The sequence below is a fragment of the Companilactobacillus sp. y65-5 genome (genome assembly GCF_057541095.1).
Map to the genome: position 1 here is coordinate 24,958 of NZ_BAAJOA010000005.1, position 21,033 is coordinate 45,990.

A 21,033-nucleotide genomic window follows, 5' to 3' on the forward strand; every position below is an offset into this window, starting at 1 on the left:
AATGAAAAGAGGTTATCACAATGACTGAACTCAAAGACTATTTAGATGAACGCCAAGAAAAATTGGATTTTTATACTAAAGCTATCACTAATGCCCACGGTAAGAATCATCCTGAAGTATTCGACGTACGAGATGAATACATCAAACTACAACTAGCTGTCGATGAAGAAACTAACGTCGATGATAATTTCTCCGAGCTTCGTAAGATCACGCATAACTATGCCATCCCTGACGACGTTTGCCCTGTCTTCGCGGAGACTTATCACATGTTACAAAGTGCCGATACTATCAATACTAAATAACAAAAACGATAGAATACCTCAAAAGTATTCTATCGTTTTTTGTATCAATAAGTGCTAGCCACTTGATCTGAGATGAACCACTGACCATTACGTTTTACAAAGTACATTTTCATTTGTAGCGGCCAAGTGTTGACTCCACTGCCCCAGACACTGGCTTGGACTCGGTTTTGTCCAATCAAACTAGCTTCATTACCATTGATTACAACATCATCGATTCGTTCTTCGATCGAAGAAAAATACTGCATCTCTTCATTCTGAATCTGGTCGATCCACTCTAACTTCTTTTGCACATAGCCCGTCATATGTGTCAGCTTCATCGATGGTAACAAGATTTCATTCAACTTGCTGATATCCTTCTTGACCATCGCGGTATTTTCCGTTCGGTATAATTCTGTGATTTGTTCTACATCTGTCATTAATATCCACTTCCTACTTGATCATATAAGTAGATGATACTGACAAACTCTGAATAGAGCTATTTCAATTCCAAAACTCATTGATAAGTCTTACTTATGAAAACTCTGCTTCAATAGTTTAGCGAATGATTCGATATAATATCCTGAATTATCAGCCTTCCAGAAGGCATAGTATTTTTGGATCATCTGCTGTTGTCCATTGAGCAAACCAACTGTTTTCACTATTTCACTGTTCAATTGATTCTTAGTCCGATCATTGACGATCAAATATCCTTGATTGGAAGCCACCAAAATCTGAGCCTCATCATAACCTTGCGCTAAGACAAAGTTACTCTTTACCCCCAAGATATCTTGATAGTAAGTTTCATCCGACTCTCGTTGATCTGAGTCGGCGATCAATACGCACGGGATGTCAGCCAATTGAGCGATGTCGATCTGATCGTGCTGATCAGGGAAGGCACTACGGCTGATAGCAACCATATACTTACTGTCCGTCAGGAAGTCATTCACGTATTCATTTGAGAGTGCTCGATGCTGATCCGCAAAATTCAAGTCCACTTGACCGTCCTTCAGCAAGGTATACAATTCTTCATGATTCCCGCTAGTAATATTGATCTTAACTTGTGGAAATTCCTGCGAAAACTGTGTCACCGTTCGCAAAACTTCGGTCGTACCAAAATTGCGCAGATAGCCGATCTTCAATTCGACTTTTTCATCTTTGACTAGGCTGACAGTGTTATCTACTAGTTGTTGGACTTCCTCCAAAACATCTTGGCTATGCGTATAAAAATATTGCCCAGCTTCAGTCACACTGAAACTACGACCCGTTCGTTCTAATAATTTCACACCCAACTTACTCTCTAGTTCTTTCATTTGTTGTGAAATGGCTGATTGAGAAATATGACATTCCACAGCGGCTTGGGTGAAACTATGATTTTTGACGATGGAGATGAAATATTGCATTTGTTGAAACATAATTCGACCTCTTAACGTATAGACTTGTCTCTATTGTACTAAATGCAAAAAAATAGAACCACAGTCTCCTGTGATTCTGATTAAAGTCTGATTGAAATAAACGCCCCTAAAAAGATCAACGATAATAAATAAGTAAATTTGTCAGCTCGCCGGTAAACCAAAGGATACATCTGCGAGATCTGATTATCCCCAGTATAACCTCTAGTCTCCATAGCCATAGCTAAGTCAGACGAACGTTGAATGATCGACAAGAAGAGTGGGACCAACAATGTATAGACATTCTTGCTCTTCTGCCAAAAATTAGCATCTTCAAACTTAGCTCCGCGTGCTGATTGTGCATCGATCAACATGTTTAGTTCTTCGATCATGATGGGGATGAACCGAAAGGCGATCATTACGATCACAGACATATCATGAATCGGGATATGAATTTTTTCTAAAAACGAAAAAGCTTTCTCTAGTCCATCTGCCAATGACTTGGGAGTAGACGTATACGATAATAACGCTGCTCCCATGATCATCAGCGCGATCCGAGTGGTTAACGAAACTGCTTTGATCAAACCTTCCTCAGTAACTTCAAAGATTCCCCAACCAAAGAGGACCGTCCCCGGTGTAGCGATAGCTCGAAAGACAAAGGTCAAAACTAATAAGATGATGATGCCTCTCAAGCCTTTTAGTGCATAACTCAATGGTACTTTAGCCAAATAATAAACGCTCAATAAGATAAACAATGATAGTAAATACCAATATGGATTTTTAACTAAGAACAAAGTAACGATATAAATCAAAACCGCAAATAACTTCGTTCTAGGATCTAGATTATGAACAAGCGATTCCTGTGCGTAGTACTGACCGAGTGTTATATCACGAAACATGATCAATCTCCCTAAACATCTTTAGAATCGAACTCTCGGCGTCGTCCACTGTGATAGCCAGTGAATCTAGTGGCAAACTCTGCTTTAATTTGTCAGTGATCCGCGTGACTGAAGGAACGTCAATACCGATAGATTTTAATTTATCAACCTGCGTGAAAATGTTTTGTGGAGTGTCATCAAGAAAAATAGTTCCTTCGTGAAAGACCCATAGTCGATTGCAATAATTGGCGACATCTTCCATGTTATGCGAAACGAAAATAATAGCCGTCTTTTGTTCACGATGAATCTTACACAATAATTCAAAAATATTATCTTTTGTTTCGGGATCTAACCCTGCAGCTGGTTCATCTAGAACCAATATTTTTGGTTTCATTGCCAAAACACCGGCGATAGCTACACAGCGCTTCTGCCCACCTGATAATTCCAGTGGACTGAAATTGTAATATTTCTCACAGATACCTACGAATGACAGACTCTCCTGAGCAGTTGCTTGAGCCTGCTCTGGTGTCATCCCTAAGTTCAGTGGTCCATACATCGTATCAGCCAAGACCGTCTTGCCGAATAGCTGGTGTTCTGGATATTGAAAAACTATTCCTACCTCTCTTCTTAATTGAAAAAGTGGATATTTTTTATCATAGATATTCTTGCCGTTGAAGAACATCTGGCCTGTATCGGCTCTTAATAACCCGTTGAAATGCTTGATCAGTGTGGTCTTACCAGCTCCAGTCGAGCCGATAATGCCAATAAAGTCACCCTCATTAACTTCAAAAGAAACGTCTTTTAAAACTTTATTTTCGTTTACAATACCCCTATTGTAAGTAAAGTTAAGTCTCTCACCTTTTAGCATTTTGTTTGATCCTCTTTGTGTATATCATTTTTAGTTCCTCCACTAATTCATTTTCGTTGAGAATAGGTGTCTTGATTGGTAACCCATCCTTTTTAAGCCTGTTACCTAATTCCGTTACTGGCGGAATATTCATTTTCACTTCATGTAATAATTCAACGTTTCTAAAGATCTCTTGAGGTGTCCCTTGTTTCAAAATCTTGCCTTTGTTCATCAAGATTATGTTATCAGCATCCACTGCTTCATCCGTATTGTGAGTTATTAGTATAATTGTGATTCCGTTTTCCTTATTTAGCTTATGCACTACTTCTAAAACTTCTTTGCGTGATTCAGGATCAAGCATGGCAGTAGGTTCATCTAAGACGATATACTTAGGCTCATCTGCCAATAATCCGGCGATAGCTACTTTTTGTTTTTGACCACCGGACAGCTTGATCGGTGAAACTTTACGCTTTGATTCCAAATTTACTATCTTTAAACTTTCGGATACTTTTTTTCTGATCTGTTCTGACGGTTCGTTACGATTTTCAGGTCCAAATGCGACATCTTCCTCTACACTCGTGCCGATAATTTGGTTGTCAGGGTTTTGAAAGACCATTCCGACTGAACTTCTGATAGCGGACAGTTTCTCTTTATCTTTGGTATCCTTCCCATCGATCCACACTCCACCCTCATTTGGCAGCAACAAGACATTAAGATGCTTTGCCAATGTAGATTTACCGGAACCATTCGCACCGAGAATAACTACAAATTCTCCCGGTTCGATCGTTAATGAGACATCATTCAGTGCTGTGTATTGGCTCTTCTCCTCATGATTGAGCCAGACATCGTATTTATGAATCAGACCTTTAATATCAATCATTGTTTGTTATACTGCCTTCTTAAAATTATTCAAAAATTGCATTGGCATAGCCTTGATCAGCAACACTGCGATCAAACATGTACCGATCTTATCGATCAAGTTGGAGCCAACATTTCTTAGGAACGAAGCTTGAAAGATCGTTGTTCCACCTTTAACTAGTGACATTACCAATACATCTGAGAAAGAACCATTCAATCCACCATATACGTAGATACCGATAGGTGTTCCGATGGCTGGACAAATAAAGCTCAAAGCCAAACCAGTAATTGCGGCTGTTAGTAGATTGAACTTGAATTTCTTAGCTACTAGACCGACTACTAAACCTATCGTCATATTTACCAAGGCGAATGGAATATCTGAAACACTGTAGATAAGACCCGTGATAATGTTGCTCAAAGCTCCGACTATCATGCCGGGAACTGGTCCTAAAATGGCAGCGGTGATAACTGTTCCTAGTGCATCCAGATACAATGGTATTCCTAAGGCAGATGTAATAATTCCCAAAACAATATTCATGGCTACTGCGATACCACAAAATGCGGTTATATAAACTTTTCTATTCCTCATACTTAACTATTCCCCCATCGATCCTCTTGATCGCTTCTTCCATCGTGAAGACTGGTATTTCTAAGTCACGAACCTGCAATTCCTTGAGAAGAATCTTCATAAACATCCCTGGCCCCGGCTTCATCTCTAAGCTGTTTTGGATCCCCTCGATCCGCTTAGGGTCACTGCCCATTTCCCCACACCATTGATCACTAGTGCAAGTGAGTTTGTACCCACAACTGGGACTGCCTTCAACCGAAACGATACCTAGTAATTCAAATAATTCCGGATGGTTATGATATTCTTCCAACTGCATCAAAAACGGCTCCAACATCTGTTTGCTTCCAGATTTGTAAAATGGATTGTCAAACTGGTCCCGCACGTGTCCCCAACGTTGTGAACCGTATAGCATGAATTCTGGACAAGGCAATTGGAGCAATTGGATATTTTCTCTGATGATCAATTGCAGCAATTCTCTACGCAACTCATACTCATGCGCTAGTTCAGATTCATCTACTTGAACTTTCGAAGCCGTATTCAAAATACAGTGTGATAAAACTAAGATTTTTTTCATGATTACCTCCCTTCGTCTAAAAATTGTCACTACCACATTGTGACATTTTTAATTATAATCTATTTTGAAGCATTAAAAAATCCGTATTACTAAATAAGTAATAACGGATTTTTTTGATCATTAAACACAAAATGTTTTTCTGTATTCTTACTATATAGTGTTATTTTTCACTAACGATGACTAGCGACTTGATGGCTTCTCGTTTATCCATAGCTTCATATGCTGACTGAATATCATCAAGTGCAAATCTCTTAGTGAAGACTTTGCCCGGATTGATCTTACCTTTCAACACGGCATCTAGTAATACTTCCTTGTCGTATGTAGTAACTGAAGCGACTCCACCACGTAAGCCGATGTTTCTCCAGAATAAATCATTCGTATTCATCTCAGACTTTTGGGGAACACCCACACGACCGACAATTGCACCGGGGCGACCCACTTTTACCGCTGTATCGACTGATTGTTCGGTTCCTACACATTCAAGTACAGCATCAGCTCCACTATTGTTTGTCAATGCCATCACGCGTTCGACTGCTTCATCTCCACGTTCTGCAATTATATCAGTTGCACCAAATTCCAGTGCCAGTTTTTGTCTATCTTCATGACGACTCATTGCGATGATTCGATCAGCCCCTAGAAGCTTAGCAGCAATCACACCACATAAACCAACTGCACCATCACCCATAACTACGACTGTATCACCCTTTTTGACTTCGGCACTGGCAGCAGCGTGATATCCAGTTGCCATAACATCAGATAGTGTTAGTAGTGAATTTATAGTTTCATCCGAATAATCAGCTGGAGAACCAGGAACTTTGATCAATGCCCAATTGGCACTCGTAAATCGTATGTACTCACCTTGATAGCCACCATTTCCACCGAATTCTTGATTCAAACAATTACCATCAAAACCGGCTAAACAGGCAGCACAATGTCCACAACCGTGAGTGAATGGTGCGATTACAAAATCACCTTTTTTGATATCAGTAACTTCTGAACCTACTTCGTCCACGATTCCGATGGCTTCATGCCCCACTAATGAATTAGCATCACGTTTTGAAATACCACGATACCACCACAAATCAGAACCACAGACGCAAGCTCTTATAACACGGATAATGGCATCAGTTGGTTTTTCAATTTTTGGTTTTTCTACTTCTTCTACCTTAACTTTTCCTGGTTCTATAAATAATGTCGCTTTCATATTAATTATCTCCTTACTTTTTTAATTTATATTATTAGTTACGTACCTCGGAGACATCTCCGTACCAATACTGAGCGGTGATACCACCATCGACTAGGAAGTCGCTCCCAGTAATAAATGCACCACGACGATCCATTAACAGCTCTGCTAAGTTAGCAATTTCATCCGGAGTTCCTGGACGCTTAGTTACCATTGAATCAAACATTTTCTTATACCCAGCGCCACGTGGACCAGTTAACTCATCTAATGCCAAGGGTGTCATAATGATACCAGGACTGATTGAATTAATCCTAGCACCACGATCCTGCCACTTAACAGATTCAGCAGCAACGCGTAATACATTCGTCCGCTTAGCATATTGATATGCGGCGAGTGAATCTACTACAACATTAGATTGTAGGATAGGCAGATCTAACAATGATTCCGTTGGCGTCATAGCTAAGTCCCTATTATCCTCGGGCGACAAAGCTGGTAATCTATGACCTGACTGTGATGAGATCACGATACCTGCACTGCCAGGCGCCATGACTTTACCAAATTCTTCTAACAAAACTGAAGTACCATAGAGATCAACTTTTAGGACTTCTTCAACGCTGGCCTGTGATGGCGATACCCCAGCCGCATTGACCAATCCCATGATTTCACCTAATGATTGTGCTTTAGTAACTACTGACTTTATCGAGTCTCTAGATGACAGATCTGCTTTGATCGTTTCAACTGAGAATCCAGCTTCACTAAGCCTTTGTTGACCACTTTGTAACTTATCTTCACTATAGTCAGCCAACAATAACTTACGACCAGATGATACTCGTCTAACAATTGCTTCTCCAATTGAACCTGCACCAAATAATACGATTACTTCATCATTCATTAATTAACTGCCTCCATTTGTTTACTTTCGAGATATATCTTACAATCAATCATTTAATATACCAATTTCAATTCATCTTCTAATTGATAAGTTAAACTTATTAATCATTTGAACTAAAATAGCTTATGATGTATATGTAATTACAAAGGAGTGTTTGTCATGGAAACATTGAAAATGATTAGTTCACGTAAGGCTATCCGCAGCTACTCAGGGCAAGTAACTGATGAGCAGTTGAAGCAGATCCTTACTGCTGCCAATGCTGGCCCCGCTGGAATGGGCAACTACGATGACTACAGCTTGACCGTTATCCAAAAACCAGAAATATTGGCACAGTTGAGTAATATCTATGATGCACCAACCGTTATTGTTATCTCAGCTAAGAACCCCAGCAAGATGGAATTCCTCTCCGCTGGAGCCATCGTCCACAATATGGAGTTAGCCGCTGAAGATCAAGGTGTCGGTGCCAATTACAATATGGCTTGTGTCGGTTCCGTTCCTAGTGACATTATCCCGGCATCATTCGTACCGATCTATGCTCTCACCGTTGGCCAGACCAACGAAACCTTTGTCCCCAGGGATATTCCCGATAGGATCAAGATTAATACAGTTGAATAAGATTCAAAAAAGCGAACTTGAGATGCTATCTCAAGTTCGCTTTTAAATATAATCTCTTTTTTTAATTCTGTGGAGCCATGTTTGTTGCGCAGAAATATTGAAGAACCGTTTCTTTTTCATATATTCGCCATTATCCATCAAATAATAAGAATTGCGAGTATCACGACGATACAATTTAATTATCTTCGCAATCTTTTTCTTTGGCTGTTCCTCAACGATCGGGGCAGCGATCTCCACTCTTCGGTCCAGATTTCTCGTCATTAAATCAGCCGAAGAAATCCAAGTCTCATTCTTTCCACGACCATAAGTGAAACTATAAATCCGGCTGTGCTCTAGGAGTTCACCCACGATGCTCTTAACTACGATATCTTCCTTAGGACCACAGATGCCTAACTTCAAACAACAAGGTCCTCGGACGATAAATCTAAATGGCAAGCCTAGACGTGCGGATTGGTAGATGCTATCGATGATCTCAACATCAGTCAATCCGTTAGCTTTGATGAAGACCTCGGCCTTTTCACCACGTAAGTAAGCCTCCGTTGCTTTTTTGATATTACGCAAGATCATCGGTTTCAGATCTTTAGGTGAAGTCGACAACAGTTGGTAATCATTCGGATGTTGACCCGCAACGCGTTCGAAAAATTTGATACTGTCACTGACATATTCCGGTTTGCTGGTAAAAAAGCTAATATCCGAAAAGACTTTTGCTGTGACCGCATTGTAATTACCCGTTCCGATCTGGACGTAGCCGCTCTGTCCTTGGCGAATCAGACAGATCTTCGCATGAATCTTATTGATACGATCACCGTAAAGAATCTTGCAGCCAGCTTCCTCTAATTCGTCAGCGACTATCAAGTTATGAGCTTCATCGAAGCGAGCTCGCAGTTCAACTACTACTGTCACTGCAATCCCATGCTGTGCCGCTTCTTTGAGCAGCTTGACGACTTGGGAATTCTTCTCAGTCCGATAGATCGTCATCTCGATACTAGTAGTTTTAGGATCATTGACCGCCGTTTCTAAGAACTTCAAAAAGACTGAGAACGAGTCATACGGATACTCTATCAATAGTGATTCTTGATCCAGATGCTGCAGGATATTTTGTGAACTATCCCAACCTAGACCTTGGAATGGTTTGAAGACTAGTTGAGGATCGTGTTTATATTTTTTGAAAAGCTTATCGACAAATTTAACGTCCAAGACCCCGGGAATGGCGAAGATACTCTTTTTACTGACTTCAAATAGCTTCGAGAAGAACGAACGCCCCTTGCCGTCGGGACTGTAAAATTCAATCCGCGTGATCTTCTTAGTAGCACGTGTCTCAACATAGTGGTCCATTTTCTTCAGATATTCTTCATCGCTCAACTTTGAATCCAAGAAGTCATATTGCTTGTTGTTGTCATACGTGAGGCGATAAATATAATATCTCTGAATGCCATAACGCTCGATGATCGCACCCATATTGTGATAGATGACATCTTCAAGATAAGTGTAATGGTCATCGATGCCCGTACCCACTAGCCGCTCCACTTCATCGGGAATAGCCAATGAGTAATACTCGCTTTCAGAACACAACAAAAAAGTTAAATTGCTGGTAGCCTTGCTCTTGGGCGAGAACTCTTTCACAACTAACTTAGATGCTACTTGGTCTTCATAGAAATAATCAACGTGCTCTCGTTCGGATAAACTCAAGTCGTCATACTTAGTAACTTGAAAAATATCTTTGGCTTTCAATTCTTCCAGGATCATCGGCAGTGCATGGTGTAACTTAGTGAGATTGTGCAAGTTATACTCATAGATCTCACTAAGTAAGTCAATACCATTCAGTCCTGTACGGCGATCTAGACCTTTTTGCTTGATCATGGATTGCACGTTGTGCACACGGACCCCGAAGAATTCATCCGCATTGTTGGATGCAATCGATAAAAACCTCAACCGCTCCAACAAAGGGATATTCTTGTCGTACGCTTGATCGATAACTCGATTGTCGAATAATAACCAACTTAAATCCCTATTATAGTATTTATTTCCCATTCTCTAATTCCTTCTTAAATGAATCGTAGTCGTACATTACCTGCTGTGTATAGCTATTGACGAAATTCATTAAAGAATTATCTAAATCCTTGAATTCCTCACCAAAACCAATGATCAACGGATAGTTCGGTGAGTGTGAGTGTGCTCTAGCCAGTAAGATCGTACATACAGTAACGTAGTCTTCAAACGATTCGTAATCTAATTTGTCCAAATTGATCGAAGTCTTCATATCTTTGAATTGACGCATATAGAAACTATATTTTTCAGTATCAAAAGCACCTAGGAACGGATCAGATGCACTCTGTAAAATCAATTGACTGTCCACAATGTTTTGGCCTTGGCTGACAGCACCGTCGGTATAAAGACCCTCATTGTCATAAATAGGTAAAGCTTGCTTGGCTTGTAGTACCAAGTAGTTCTTGTCTAAATCTTGTAGCAAGATCAGATAGCATAAAGTTCCCACGCTACCGACGCCGACGCTGTGTCTGACGACATCGATAATATTGAAATCCTCCAAGAATAATCTGACATCACTGCGTTGTTTCTTCTTGTAACTTCTGTAACCAGCAACTAATATCTCATAATCTTTTTTACTGATATGTTGCGTTACCGGTTTGTTTTCAATAAATTTACGAACACCACTTTCATCGATCGTTGTATACTTTTCGATGACTAACTTTGAATTACTTTTTTGAGCTTTTTTGATACTCTTCGTGATCAAACTCTTAAAGGATTGTTTGAAATACTCTTCAGTATCTTTCAATTGACCAAAGATTTCAGTGATATTTTGTAAAGTATTCGGTAGTATAAAACGTTTCATTTCTGAGAGCTTAGTCATATGCTTCAACGTGTCAAAGTAGGTGTGGACCGTTTGAATCAGGAATTCCTGCACGTCCGCTTCATCGAAACCACGCGAACGAGCAATCAATAGCGCACTGATCAAAATACGCTTCAAGTCGTGTTCCCAATAGTCCAAGTGAGCCTCATCGAAATCGTTCATATCAAACAATAATTGTCCTTCAGATGAGCCATAAAAACCAAAGTTTCCGAGATGCGCATCTCCACCGATCAAGACAGTAATGCCACTGTTAGAATGCTCTGATAAGTCGTAGTGCATGACATCAGGCGTTCCACGGAAAAAGGCAAAGACCGATTTGGACATTCTTTCACGTTTGACCTGAATCAATTCTGGAACTAATAATTTATTCTTTAAGTTAAGAATTTTGTGAATATTGCGCTTCTTAGGCTCAAATTCATTAAAATCTTCCGGGACCGTAGTCGCAAAATAGCGACCTTTGATGATCAACTGCTCCGTACTCTTGAACGCATCAGTGTCCTGGAAGGTATAAGGTGTCGGATTCTTCATTGTTTCATCTCCTCAGTGTAGATTATACAATACGTTATTATAATCTCTATCGATAAATGTAAAAAAATAAACCTCTTACATGAAATTTTTCTTGTTTGAGGTTTTGTTTTTTGATTATAGTACCTATTTGGGGAAATTTTTTGAAATTATTGCGAAGGTTATTCGAAATAGTCTTCGTCTATTTGGAAGAGTTCGTAGTTTTGCTTTGATTGGACACCTACATGATATTTCAACATTAAATCTGTCAGTAAAATACCATCGATAAGAACGATTGAAAAAGTTTTAGCAGTAAGTTCAGCGTCTTTTGAAAAACTAGACGTAGTTATGAAAACACCTCGATCAGCGTGTACTCGTGATAAAGCCCCATAAAAAGCATCGATCGCAGGTCTTTGCACGATATTCATAGCTTGATATCGTTTGGCTTGAATATAGACCGTGCTAGTACCTAGCGGATCTTGATTGATGATCCCATCAATACCACCGTCCCTACTCTGTTTAGTCACCGTGACCGTACCATTCTTACCTTGATAACCCATCTTACTAAGTAAATCTACAACTAAGTGTTCAAAGAAAACCGGTTCGGCTTCACGAATCCGTTCGAGTAGATCAGATGCTACATTGGCGTTGTATTCTTCGATCTCTTGATTGATTCTGCGTTCGACAGAAACCTCCGATTCTTCATCTTCAGCAATTTCAGTGGCTGGTGGTAGTCGCCCAGCTAGGTTTTTTTTGCGATTTTGTAGCTCTTGTTTGTGAACTTTGTAGGCTGGTTGGGCGTGTGTTATTTCCTTAGTTAAGTTCAGTCCATGCTTAGCATACAATTCTTTACCAATATCTGTCACTTTGTAAACATTTCGTCGAGGACGAGTTAGTAATCCTGCAAGCGTGAGATCAGATAGCGCCCAACCAGCACGACCATCTGCAAGATTGTCATCGGGATACTTTTCGGATTGTAAATTTCTCAGCTTATCTGGAAGGCCAATACCGTCCGCTACCCTAGTTGTTATTTCAGCTCGACTCCATTCTTCCTTTTCGGTAATAACCTCCATGACCACTGGGATAAAGCTGTCCCATGTTGGTAATCCGTTTTTACCTAACTTTAGTTGCTTGTAGTTGTACATTTTAGATCCTCCTACTGTGAAACTTCTTAGATTAATTTTACAGCATGAATAACTATTTATGTGGATAGTTATGTTTATTATTAGTTTATATATTTCTATTCATAATATCAGAAATTAATTACTTTATTTTGACGATTGGGAACTGCGGAAGTTGGGGGATGTGTCCAACATTGTTGGAGGTGGAACTCCTGATACTAAAATAGATGAATATTGGAATGGGGATATTAATTGGTATTCTCCAGCAGAAATTGATAGCGACATATATAAGCATAGCAGTCAAAGAAAAATCACCGAGCTTGGTTTGAATAGCAGCTCATCACAGCTACTACCCATTGGAACGGTTCTTTATACATCACGTGCTGGTATAGGAAAAACGTGTATCTTGGCCGTAGAAGGTGGGACAAACCAAGGATTTCAATCAATTGTACCGATCATAGATAAGTTAGATAGCTACTTTATATTTTCACAAACAGAACAATTAAAAAAGTACGGTGAAAAATATGGTGCCGGCTCAACCTTTATGGAAATATCTGGAAAACAAATGCGAAAGATGCAGATTTTATTACCAACGATTATGGAACAAAAAAGCATAGGTAATCTCTGTAAAAGTTTAGATACGTCCATCGTTCTTCAACAGGATCAACTTGATAACTATACCAAGCTTAAAAAGGCGCTTTTACAAAAACTATTCCCCGCAGATGGGGAAAAAGTACCTAAAGTGCGATTCGCTGCATTTCATGGTGATTGGGAACAGCGGAAGTTGGGGGAAACTGTAGATATTTATTCGGGAAGAGATTACAAACATCTTAATGAAGGAAATATTCCTGTATATGGTACTGGTGGTTATATGATTAGTGTTGATAAAGCACTATCATATAATGAGGATGCTATTGGAATAGGTAGAAAAGGAACGATTAATAAACCATATATATTAAAAGCTCCCTTCTGGACAGTAGATACATTATTCTATGCAATTCCTATTAAGAATGTATCTTTGTTTTTTTTATATGACGTATTTCAAAATGTTAATTGGAAAAAGCATGATGAGTCTACTGGTGTACCGAGTTTATCTAAAGTTACTATAGCTAAAGTGTTGACTTTATTGCCAGATGTTAAAGAACAACAAAAAATAGGTGCCTTCTTCCAAAACCTCGACCATCTCATCACCCTTCAACAGAAGAAATTAAAAGAACTAAACAACCTAAAAAAATCACTACTACAAAAACTATTCATCTAACGCAAAAAGGACGCAAATTATATCAAATTTGCGTCCTTTTATATTAGATAATTTGTGACATCTGTCTCATAATTTTTTCGCTATCCTGTGTTTCCAGCTCCTGAATAATATGCAGATAAGTATCTTGTGTAGTGGTCATATTGGCATGACCCAATCTCTTGGCAACGCTGGCAATAGACACACTCGCAAATAGAAGAACTGATGCGTGAGTATGGCGTAATCCATGCACTGTGATAACGGGAATCTTCGCTTCTTCACACAATACTTTGAGTCGATTATTAACGGTTGAATTGAAAACTCTTTTCTTAACAAAAATCGGTTGATCATCAGGAATATCTTTAATCAATTGTGAAAATCTCATGGCAGTCTGCCAATCTAGTTGAACTTTTCTGACTGACGATGGATTTTTAGTAGGTTGAAACTCACCTTGTGTCTTACGATAGTTCCACGTCTTTTCAACACTCAGTAATTGCTTGGTGAAGTCGAAATCGTTTGGTGTGATTGCCAAGGCTTCCGAAAATCGCAATCCTGTTTTTGCAATTAAAAAAATGAACCAATCCCAATTGATTTCTTCAGACAAATCTAATTGGCGCATTAACTGTTGTAACTCATATTGATTCAAAAATTTAGGCTTCTTTTCTGCTGGTTTTTTACCCTTAATAACAATTTTTCTAGTAGGATTTTGTCCGATTAAGCCCTCATCCAACGCATCAATAATCGAACTCTTGACCTGATGGTGAAAATCCATTGTAGTTTGTTTCTCATGTTCTAGCGCATAATCATTAATCAATTGTTGATAACTACGTCGAGTTAAATCGCATAGTCGCAGATCTGGAGCTAATTTAGTAACCCACTTTAAGGTCATATAGTACTTATCCAGTGTAATGGATCTAATTGCATTCACCTTGTATAGAGCAATCCATTCTTCGTAATACTTGTAGAAAAGTTGTGATGATTTTCTTTTAGCCATGAAAGGCCTCCCTGATAATTATTTTGGCATGATCGCCGCTATTAATTATCCAGAAATAACAATCAAAAAACTATTTTTTTAAATGAATAATTTTTGGAGTAGTGATTGTTTTAGATTTTTTAATTCTGTTAATTTATTCTGTTGAAGGGTGATGAGGTGGTCTAGGTGCTGGAAGAAAGCGCCGATCTTTTGTTGTTCAGCTAAATCTTTAGAATATGGGGATTTAATATTAATAAAGTTCTCAAAGAAGAGGTATTTTCGGACGCTTCCTTCAGTATTACGACTTACTTCTTTATTAAAAGTTGGGGATTTGATATATTGCAAGATAAAATTATTGTCTAGGCGATTATCTAACTTAAATACAACATATAAGGAACTTACAATCACAGTCGTCCCTAAGTTATTAAATGCAATTGACCCAACATTTATTCTTGCTGGATTATAAGCAAATTCAAGTGGTTCAACAATTTTATAGGAAGTTTTTTCGAGATTATCGAGCCTACTTCCATCAAATTGCTCTGCCTGAGATATAAGCCCAACCTTATTGCTAACTGAATACGCCTGATAATCTAAATCTTTTGAATTCTTTTTCCCTACCTTAGAAGAAAAATCACTAAACTTCCGCGATTCCCAATCATCCTGAAATTCAGCGAATCGCACTTTAGGTACTTTTTCCCCATCTGCGGGGAAAAGTTTTTGTAAAAGCGCCTTTTTAAGCTTGGTATAGTTATCAAGTTGATCCTGTTGAAGGGTGATAAGGTGGTCGAGATTAGTAATATACTCTCCAATTTTTTTTTGCTCATCTATATTAGACGGGTGTAAGAAGTTCATTTCCTTAATAGCAGTTCCAGATGTTAAAGCTCTAGTTGTCATAGAGCTTTTTTTTCGCATCTCATTTCTAAAAGGATCCGTAAAAAAAACATATTTTTTGAACGAGTCATCTAATGGATCTTTATTTAAAACACAACGACCTCTAAGTACAAAACCGCTAAACACTGTATTTTCTGGTTCCTCCAGCATTACAGAAGAATATCCTATTTCTTCAATTGTTTCACTAGTTCTTGTGAAAAAGATATCTCCTTTTTTCACCTCATAGTTTTTGATTTCAGATGGTTCAAGTGTTACTTTTCCTTTAAGACTTTGAACGCTTAGCCCTCTATTATGAAATACATCGGTGAAATTGACAATGGGTGTTCCTCTACCAAAAAACTCTTTTCCTTTATTCAATCCGTTTTTAAATTCGTAATAGTCTCCAACTCTCCGCTGTTCCCAATCGTCAGAAAATCCCTTAAACCGCACTACCGGAACTTTTCTATCGCTCATTACGATCCACCTCGTTACTCAACATCTGAATGAAGTCATCTAGATCACCTTGAATTTTAGCGTCAGAAGAAGTTAAGTCCTTCATCATTGAGAGAAGCTCTTTATTATTCTCATCAATCTTTTTATTAGTATCTACAATTTCTTTTGTTAAATCACCCAAATTAATCTCTGGTTCAGGTTCAAAAGTATCTACGTAACGAGGAATATTTAAGTTAAATTCGTTTTCCTTAATCTCATTCATATCAGCAACGTGCGCATACTTATCCACATTTTGACGATTCTGGTACGTTTCAACAATCTTCGTTATGTCTGCATCACGAAGTAAGTTTTGATTCTTGCCCTTTTCAAAATCATTACTGGCATCAATGAACAAAACATCTTTTGTTTTTTTATTTTTCTTCAAAACTAAAACCACTGTGGGAATTCCTGTGGAATAGAACAATCCAGCAGGTAAGCCAATAACTGCATCAATTTGATTCTTTTCAAGTAAGGCCTGACGAATCTTACCTTCTTTTGCACCACGGAATAATACCCCGTGCGGTAAGACAATAGCCATCGTGCCTTCTGGCTTCAGATGATACAGTCCATGGAGCATGAAAGCTAGATCAGCCTTAGTCTTAGGTGCTAAAGCTCCGTATTCCTTAAATCTCGGATCTTTTAATTTATTATCATTATTATCCCAGTGCGAAGAATATGGAGGGTTAGCCACAACCATATCAAAACTTCTCGGATGATTAACTCCATCGCTACCAACACCATCCGGCCAGTCCATCTCTAAAGTGTCAGCATTACGCAAATCCATATTCATATATGAAACATCATGCATCATCAGGTTCATACGAGCTAAGTTGTAGGTTGTCGTATTAAGTTCTTGGCCGTGATAAAAAATATGATGATTTTTCACTTGTTCTTGAACCGTTAACAGTAGCGATCCAGAACCACAGGCGAAGTCGTACACGCTTGGTTTTGTTTCGTTAGGATCTAAGTCCAAAGTTACCAGTCTTGCCAATACCTCTGATACTTGATGCGGTGTATAAAACTCGCCTGCTTTTTTACCTGAATTTCCGGCGAATTGAGCGATTAAATATTCGTAAATATCACCTAAAATATCTCTACCATCGTCATCCCTATATTGGACTTCATCAACCAAAGTGACTGTCTCTGCCAGTGCCTTAGCACGTGCTGCCGTCGTCTGACCTAGCCGGGAATTGCTGAGGTTCATATCCGCAAATACGCCACGAAAGTCTCCTTTAGAATTATGATTCAAGTCCACGTTGTGATTGAAGCTATCTAGCATATCCTGAAAATCAGATGGAACGATTGAATGATTATTTACCTTCTCAACTATTGTTGCCCAGGTATATTGGGGAGCAATCGCATAGCCCAAAGAATTCGCTAAATCCTCCAGATAGTCTGGCAAGTCATCTCCGTTGGCTTCTTGTGCGTAGGCTTCATTTACACTTTGTCCCTCTGCAATATCCACCAGTTCATTTTCTCGGATTCTATCTTCCTGATGCTCTGAAAGATACCTATAAAACATGAATCCTAAAATATAATTGCGATAATCACTCGCATCCATATTACTACGTAAACGGTTAGCCATTTCCCATATTTGACTGGTTATCTCTTGTGCTTTAGTCATAATTATCTCCTAATACTTATTTACAATATTGTCTGCGAATTTTTTAAAATCTCGTCTAAAATGAGTTCTGTACTTAATCTTTGAAAGCTCACGTACCTGCTCTGCATCGGCGTCAGTCTTATAAACATCAACACCTTGCTTGATAATATTATCAAGAATACCGTCAATATTTAAATCATCAGACCCGGGCACGTGATTAGAGATAATCTGATTGATAGCTTGGGAACTATCTATATCGGCTAATCCCCAACGTTTTTTGTAATCAAAAATATCATTTCTCATACGATTATCGTTGTGCTTGAATAAAATATCTTTAACGTAGTTAGGCAAAACGGGATAGTTATCATGTTTGACATCTCCAGCCAAAATATCTCTAGCTAGCTGGTTAATTTGCTCGGCGTATTTACGATCTTCCAATTTATCAGAAATATTTTTAATATCTGCCGCAATTTCTTTAGCTCTATCAATCTCTGCTGCATGATATTTGTTCATCAAGTCAGCGATTAGCGAATCCAGGTAATCGTAATCAACTTTCACTTCTTTGATATGTTCCATCTCCAGATCAATCTGTGAAATATCTACATTATGTCGAAGAGCAATTTTTTCTTTCAGATCATAAGACAGTGTCGTAGTTAATCTTTCTTCATCATCGACCGACATACCTAATTCATCCAACATAACCTCAGGATGATTATCATCATATTCGTCATATTGTTTGATCATCGCTGATAAATGATTGTACTTGCGTAGGGTATTGTACATCACTTCCTGACGCTTAGCACCGCTCGGGATTTCTGAGAAGTCATCAGAATAATTGGCTAATTCGTCTACTACTTTCTTTAGTTGCTCTTTAACCTTATCAAATGATGGTGCCTCGACACCATTACCATCGTCAGTTCCACCGAGACCCGGAATGTCTATTTGAACATTCGCTGACTCTCGATTAGCGTACTTTGCCAAAGCTTTTTTCATCAATTGTTCACTATGACGTGGCCAGCGATAGTTGACGATTCTACCAAAGGGTTTCGTCTGCATATCAAACACGCGGTTGGTTCTTGAGTAAGCTTGAATTAGTGTGGAGCCACTCATCGTTCGATCAACATATAACGTATTGAGTTGTGGTGCATTGAAGCCGGTTAGTAGCTGATTCACCACGATGACAATATCAAAGTACTTTCCATCATCAATGGTTCTATTCAATCTGGCAACCAGCTGATCTGTATACTCTTGAACTTGTCTATCATCAAATGAAGTATTAAATTCCTTGTTGTAGTCATCCATCGCTTCACGCAAAGACTTGTTATTATCTAGCTGATTGTCACCGTTTGAAGTTTCTTGGCTAAAAGTAATCCCGACTCTTAATGGCTTATCCAGTTCGGCATTCCGACGTTTAAATTCACGATAGTAACTCATTGCCATTGGTGTTGATGCTTTTACACCACAGGCATGGGTGGTGAATAGTGCATTATACTTGCCGTTTCTTGAGCGTTTATTCCAATTTTTCAAAATATCATCCACGACTAATTCGATATGCTTTGCATTATTATCGTAGACACTCGGTTCAACCCGGTCGTCCATATCTTCATCGTTCATTTCTTCGATTCGGATACGGATATCTTCATCCGACATTTTCGGATAGCGTTGTTTAAAGTATTCAGGTAGATATTGTTCTCGCAAGACTTTGTCAGACAAGGTAGTTTCAAAATCAACTTTGAATCCCAAGACATTACCATCTGCAATAGCATCCCTTATCGTATAAGCATGGATTAAATCGCCAAAGATCTCTTGAGTAGTCGGGTGACTGTCAAATACTGGTGTACCTGTGTACCCTATCCAAGCTGATTTTTGAAAAGCACCCTTAATTCGTTTCAGCATATCTCCAGAAGTCGAACGATGGGCCTCATCTACAATGAAGACCACGTTTTTGTCAATCGGTTTGAATTTGTCACTTCTAACCATGGCATCGAGCTTATAAGTTGATGTAACAATAATTCCACTACCTTTGCTCTTGAGCTTTCGTTCCAAAGCCCAACGATTAGCGGTATCAGTGACTACTCCTCCATTGCTATTCATGGCATTTTCGGGATCATAAGCCGTATACTCATCGACCGTCTGATTGGTCAGAGCTATACGATCAACCAAGAAGACAACTTTATCAACATTGGGCAAACGTGACGCTAGCCAAGCAGCTTTAAACGAACTGATGGTTTTTCCAGATCCTGTCGTATGCCACACGTAGCCAGCACCTTGATCGTCAATACCAAAAGTATGTTGACGAATTTTTTGTATAACTCGTTGTGTCGCATAGACTTGATATGGTCTCATAGCTTTAATCATTTGGTGCCTAGGCGTTCCGTCAAGAATCATGTAACTAGTTGCCATTTGATGTGCCATGGGAATTGACAGCATATTATTCGCAAACTCTTTCCAATCAAGGACGGGCTTATTATCCTCAGCTCTCTGCCAACGAAAAGCAAAATCCGTGTTGAAGTTTTCAGACGTCGTGTTAGCCATATAGCGACTATCATGTGGAGTTATCGCCACCAAAATTTGTAATGTCGAAAAAATATCTGAGTACTGTCTCTCGTCAATGTATTGATGCATTTGATTCAGTGCTTCTTTGGCATCATGACCATCGGCCTTTTCTTCGATTTGTAATATCGGCAAGCCATTAATCAAAAGTGTGGTATCAAAACGACGATTTTTGCGACCGGGAATAACGGCAGGGCGTTCAATCTGATTCACTATTTGATAAACCGTATCGCCAGCCCCAATATTATCTTGATCAAAAATCTTCAAATAAACATGTTCGCCATTATCCAAGTCAACTTCAACTTGTGAAATACCGTTCATCCCATACAAAAACTGCCCCGCTTGATATGGTGTTTCTAATTGGCTAATAATCACTTGAATTTGTTTGAATTCTCCAACTGATAAAGGCTCGCTCAAACGATCTTGATTCAATTGCTCAACGATTTTTTTGAAATTATTCCATAGATCTTCTGTCGTTTTTACTTTAGGCAAATATTGCCACTGTCTAACCCCGCCTAATTCAGTGAGATAGTCTACAAATTTGTCTTCAAAAGTTAATTCACTTACCTCTACACTCATGATTTTGCCCCCATGTATCCACTTGTATTAATTGAGTCTCATATTAAAATTATAACAATAATTTGAAGGTAATATTTAATTAAAAAATAGCTCCTTAAACATCAGACTAATCTAATATTAAGGGGCTATTTTAAATTATATTCAGTTT

The 21,033-nt window shown here is 38.8% G+C and carries 19 protein-coding genes; 3 read left to right on the forward strand and 16 right to left on the reverse strand.

The window, feature by feature from the left end; translation table 11 throughout:
* Window positions 1-20: 20 nt before the first annotated feature.
* Window positions 21-302: an iron-sulfur cluster repair di-iron protein, ric gene (locus tag AC27FM_RS09390; RefSeq protein WP_487087675.1), complete on the forward strand. Its 282-nt coding sequence runs from the start codon at window positions 21-23 to the stop codon at window positions 300-302.
* Between the two features lie 44 nt (window positions 303-346).
* Here AC27FM_RS09390 and AC27FM_RS09395 read toward each other — a convergent pair whose 3' ends face one another.
* The 9 genes from AC27FM_RS09395 to AC27FM_RS09435 form a co-directional block, all read right to left on the reverse strand.
* A complete protein-coding gene (locus AC27FM_RS09395; RefSeq protein WP_487087677.1) occupies window positions 347-718 on the reverse strand; it encodes a nuclear transport factor 2 family protein in 372 nt (123 codons plus the stop codon).
* Between the two features lie 90 nt (window positions 719-808).
* Entirely contained in the window at window positions 809-1,693 is an 885-nt protein-coding gene (locus AC27FM_RS09400; RefSeq protein WP_487087679.1) for a LysR family transcriptional regulator, read from the reverse strand.
* An 80-nt stretch (window positions 1,694-1,773) separates the two neighbouring features.
* Complete coding sequence (locus AC27FM_RS09405; protein WP_487087681.1) at window positions 1,774-2,568, reverse strand: energy-coupling factor transporter transmembrane component T family protein; 795 nt, start codon at window positions 2,566-2,568, stop codon at window positions 1,774-1,776.
* On the reverse strand, window positions 2,558-3,415 hold the full coding sequence (locus tag AC27FM_RS09410; protein WP_487087682.1) for an energy-coupling factor transporter ATPase: 858 nt from the start codon (window positions 3,413-3,415) through the stop codon (window positions 2,558-2,560). Before AC27FM_RS09410 ends, AC27FM_RS09405 begins: the two co-directional genes overlap by 11 nt.
* Window positions 3,402-4,274 carry an energy-coupling factor transporter ATPase gene (locus tag AC27FM_RS09415; protein ID WP_487087684.1) on the reverse strand — a complete coding sequence of 291 codons (873 nt, stop codon included), beginning with the start codon at window positions 4,272-4,274 and terminating at the stop codon, window positions 3,402-3,404. Before AC27FM_RS09415 ends, AC27FM_RS09410 begins: the two co-directional genes overlap by 14 nt.
* A 6-nt stretch (window positions 4,275-4,280) precedes the next feature.
* Window positions 4,281-4,841: a CD3073 family putative ECF transporter S component gene (locus AC27FM_RS09420; RefSeq protein WP_487087686.1), complete on the reverse strand. Its 561-nt coding sequence runs from the start codon at window positions 4,839-4,841 to the stop codon at window positions 4,281-4,283.
* Complete coding sequence (locus tag AC27FM_RS09425; RefSeq protein ID WP_487087688.1) at window positions 4,831-5,394, reverse strand: CD3072 family TudS-related putative desulfidase; 564 nt, start codon at window positions 5,392-5,394, stop codon at window positions 4,831-4,833. Before AC27FM_RS09425 ends, AC27FM_RS09420 begins: the two co-directional genes overlap by 11 nt.
* A gap of 160 nt (window positions 5,395-5,554) precedes the next feature.
* Window positions 5,555-6,598 (reverse strand): zinc-dependent alcohol dehydrogenase family protein, encoded by a 1,044-nt coding sequence (locus AC27FM_RS09430; protein ID WP_487087690.1) that lies wholly within the window; start codon window positions 6,596-6,598, stop codon window positions 5,555-5,557.
* 34 nt (window positions 6,599-6,632) lie between these two features.
* Window positions 6,633-7,469, reverse strand: a complete 837-nt coding sequence (locus AC27FM_RS09435; protein ID WP_487087692.1) for an SDR family oxidoreductase — start codon at window positions 7,467-7,469, stop codon at window positions 6,633-6,635.
* Between the two features lie 159 nt (window positions 7,470-7,628).
* On the opposite strand from AC27FM_RS09435, the gene AC27FM_RS09440 reads away from it, so the two are divergent.
* Window positions 7,629-8,084 carry a nitroreductase family protein gene (locus AC27FM_RS09440; protein WP_487087693.1) on the forward strand — a complete coding sequence of 152 codons (456 nt, stop codon included), beginning with the start codon at window positions 7,629-7,631 and terminating at the stop codon, window positions 8,082-8,084.
* A 42-nt stretch (window positions 8,085-8,126) separates the two neighbouring features.
* On the opposite strand, the gene ppk1 is transcribed toward AC27FM_RS09440, so the two are convergent.
* From ppk1 to AC27FM_RS09455, 3 genes are all read right to left on the reverse strand, one after another.
* Window positions 8,127-10,115: a polyphosphate kinase 1 gene (gene ppk1, locus AC27FM_RS09445; protein WP_487087695.1), complete on the reverse strand. Its 1,989-nt coding sequence runs from the start codon at window positions 10,113-10,115 to the stop codon at window positions 8,127-8,129.
* A complete protein-coding gene (locus AC27FM_RS09450) occupies window positions 10,105-11,481 on the reverse strand; it encodes a DUF2252 domain-containing protein (RefSeq protein WP_487087697.1) in 1,377 nt (458 codons plus the stop codon). The genes ppk1 and AC27FM_RS09450 overlap by 11 nt, the downstream gene beginning before the upstream one ends.
* Window positions 11,482-11,639: 158 nt before the next feature.
* A complete protein-coding gene (locus AC27FM_RS09455) occupies window positions 11,640-12,602 on the reverse strand; it encodes a restriction endonuclease (RefSeq protein WP_487087699.1) in 963 nt (320 codons plus the stop codon).
* 142 nt (window positions 12,603-12,744) lie between these two features.
* Here AC27FM_RS09455 and AC27FM_RS09460 point away from each other — a divergent pair, with 142 nt between their 5' ends.
* The gene (locus AC27FM_RS09460) at window positions 12,745-13,839 is read left to right on the forward strand and encodes a restriction endonuclease subunit S (protein WP_487087950.1); all 1,095 of its coding nucleotides are present in this window, start codon (window positions 12,745-12,747) and stop codon (window positions 13,837-13,839) included.
* 43 nt (window positions 13,840-13,882) lie between these two features.
* Here the strand turns inward: AC27FM_RS09460 and AC27FM_RS09465 are convergent, their stop codons facing one another.
* The 4 genes from AC27FM_RS09465 to AC27FM_RS09480 form a co-directional block, all read right to left on the reverse strand.
* Window positions 13,883-14,809: a site-specific integrase gene (locus AC27FM_RS09465; RefSeq protein WP_487087701.1), complete on the reverse strand. Its 927-nt coding sequence runs from the start codon at window positions 14,807-14,809 to the stop codon at window positions 13,883-13,885.
* 78 nt (window positions 14,810-14,887) lie between these two features.
* Window positions 14,888-16,132, reverse strand: coding sequence for a restriction endonuclease subunit S (locus tag AC27FM_RS09470; protein ID WP_487087703.1), 1,245 nt, complete (start codon window positions 16,130-16,132; stop codon window positions 14,888-14,890).
* Window positions 16,122-17,774: a type I restriction-modification system subunit M gene (locus tag AC27FM_RS09475; protein ID WP_487087705.1), complete on the reverse strand. Its 1,653-nt coding sequence runs from the start codon at window positions 17,772-17,774 to the stop codon at window positions 16,122-16,124. The genes AC27FM_RS09470 and AC27FM_RS09475 overlap by 11 nt, the downstream gene beginning before the upstream one ends.
* Before the next feature lie 9 nt (window positions 17,775-17,783).
* The gene (locus tag AC27FM_RS09480) at window positions 17,784-20,885 is read right to left on the reverse strand and encodes a type I restriction endonuclease subunit R (protein ID WP_487087707.1); all 3,102 of its coding nucleotides are present in this window, start codon (window positions 20,883-20,885) and stop codon (window positions 17,784-17,786) included.
* Between the last annotated feature and the right edge of the window lie 148 nt (window positions 20,886-21,033).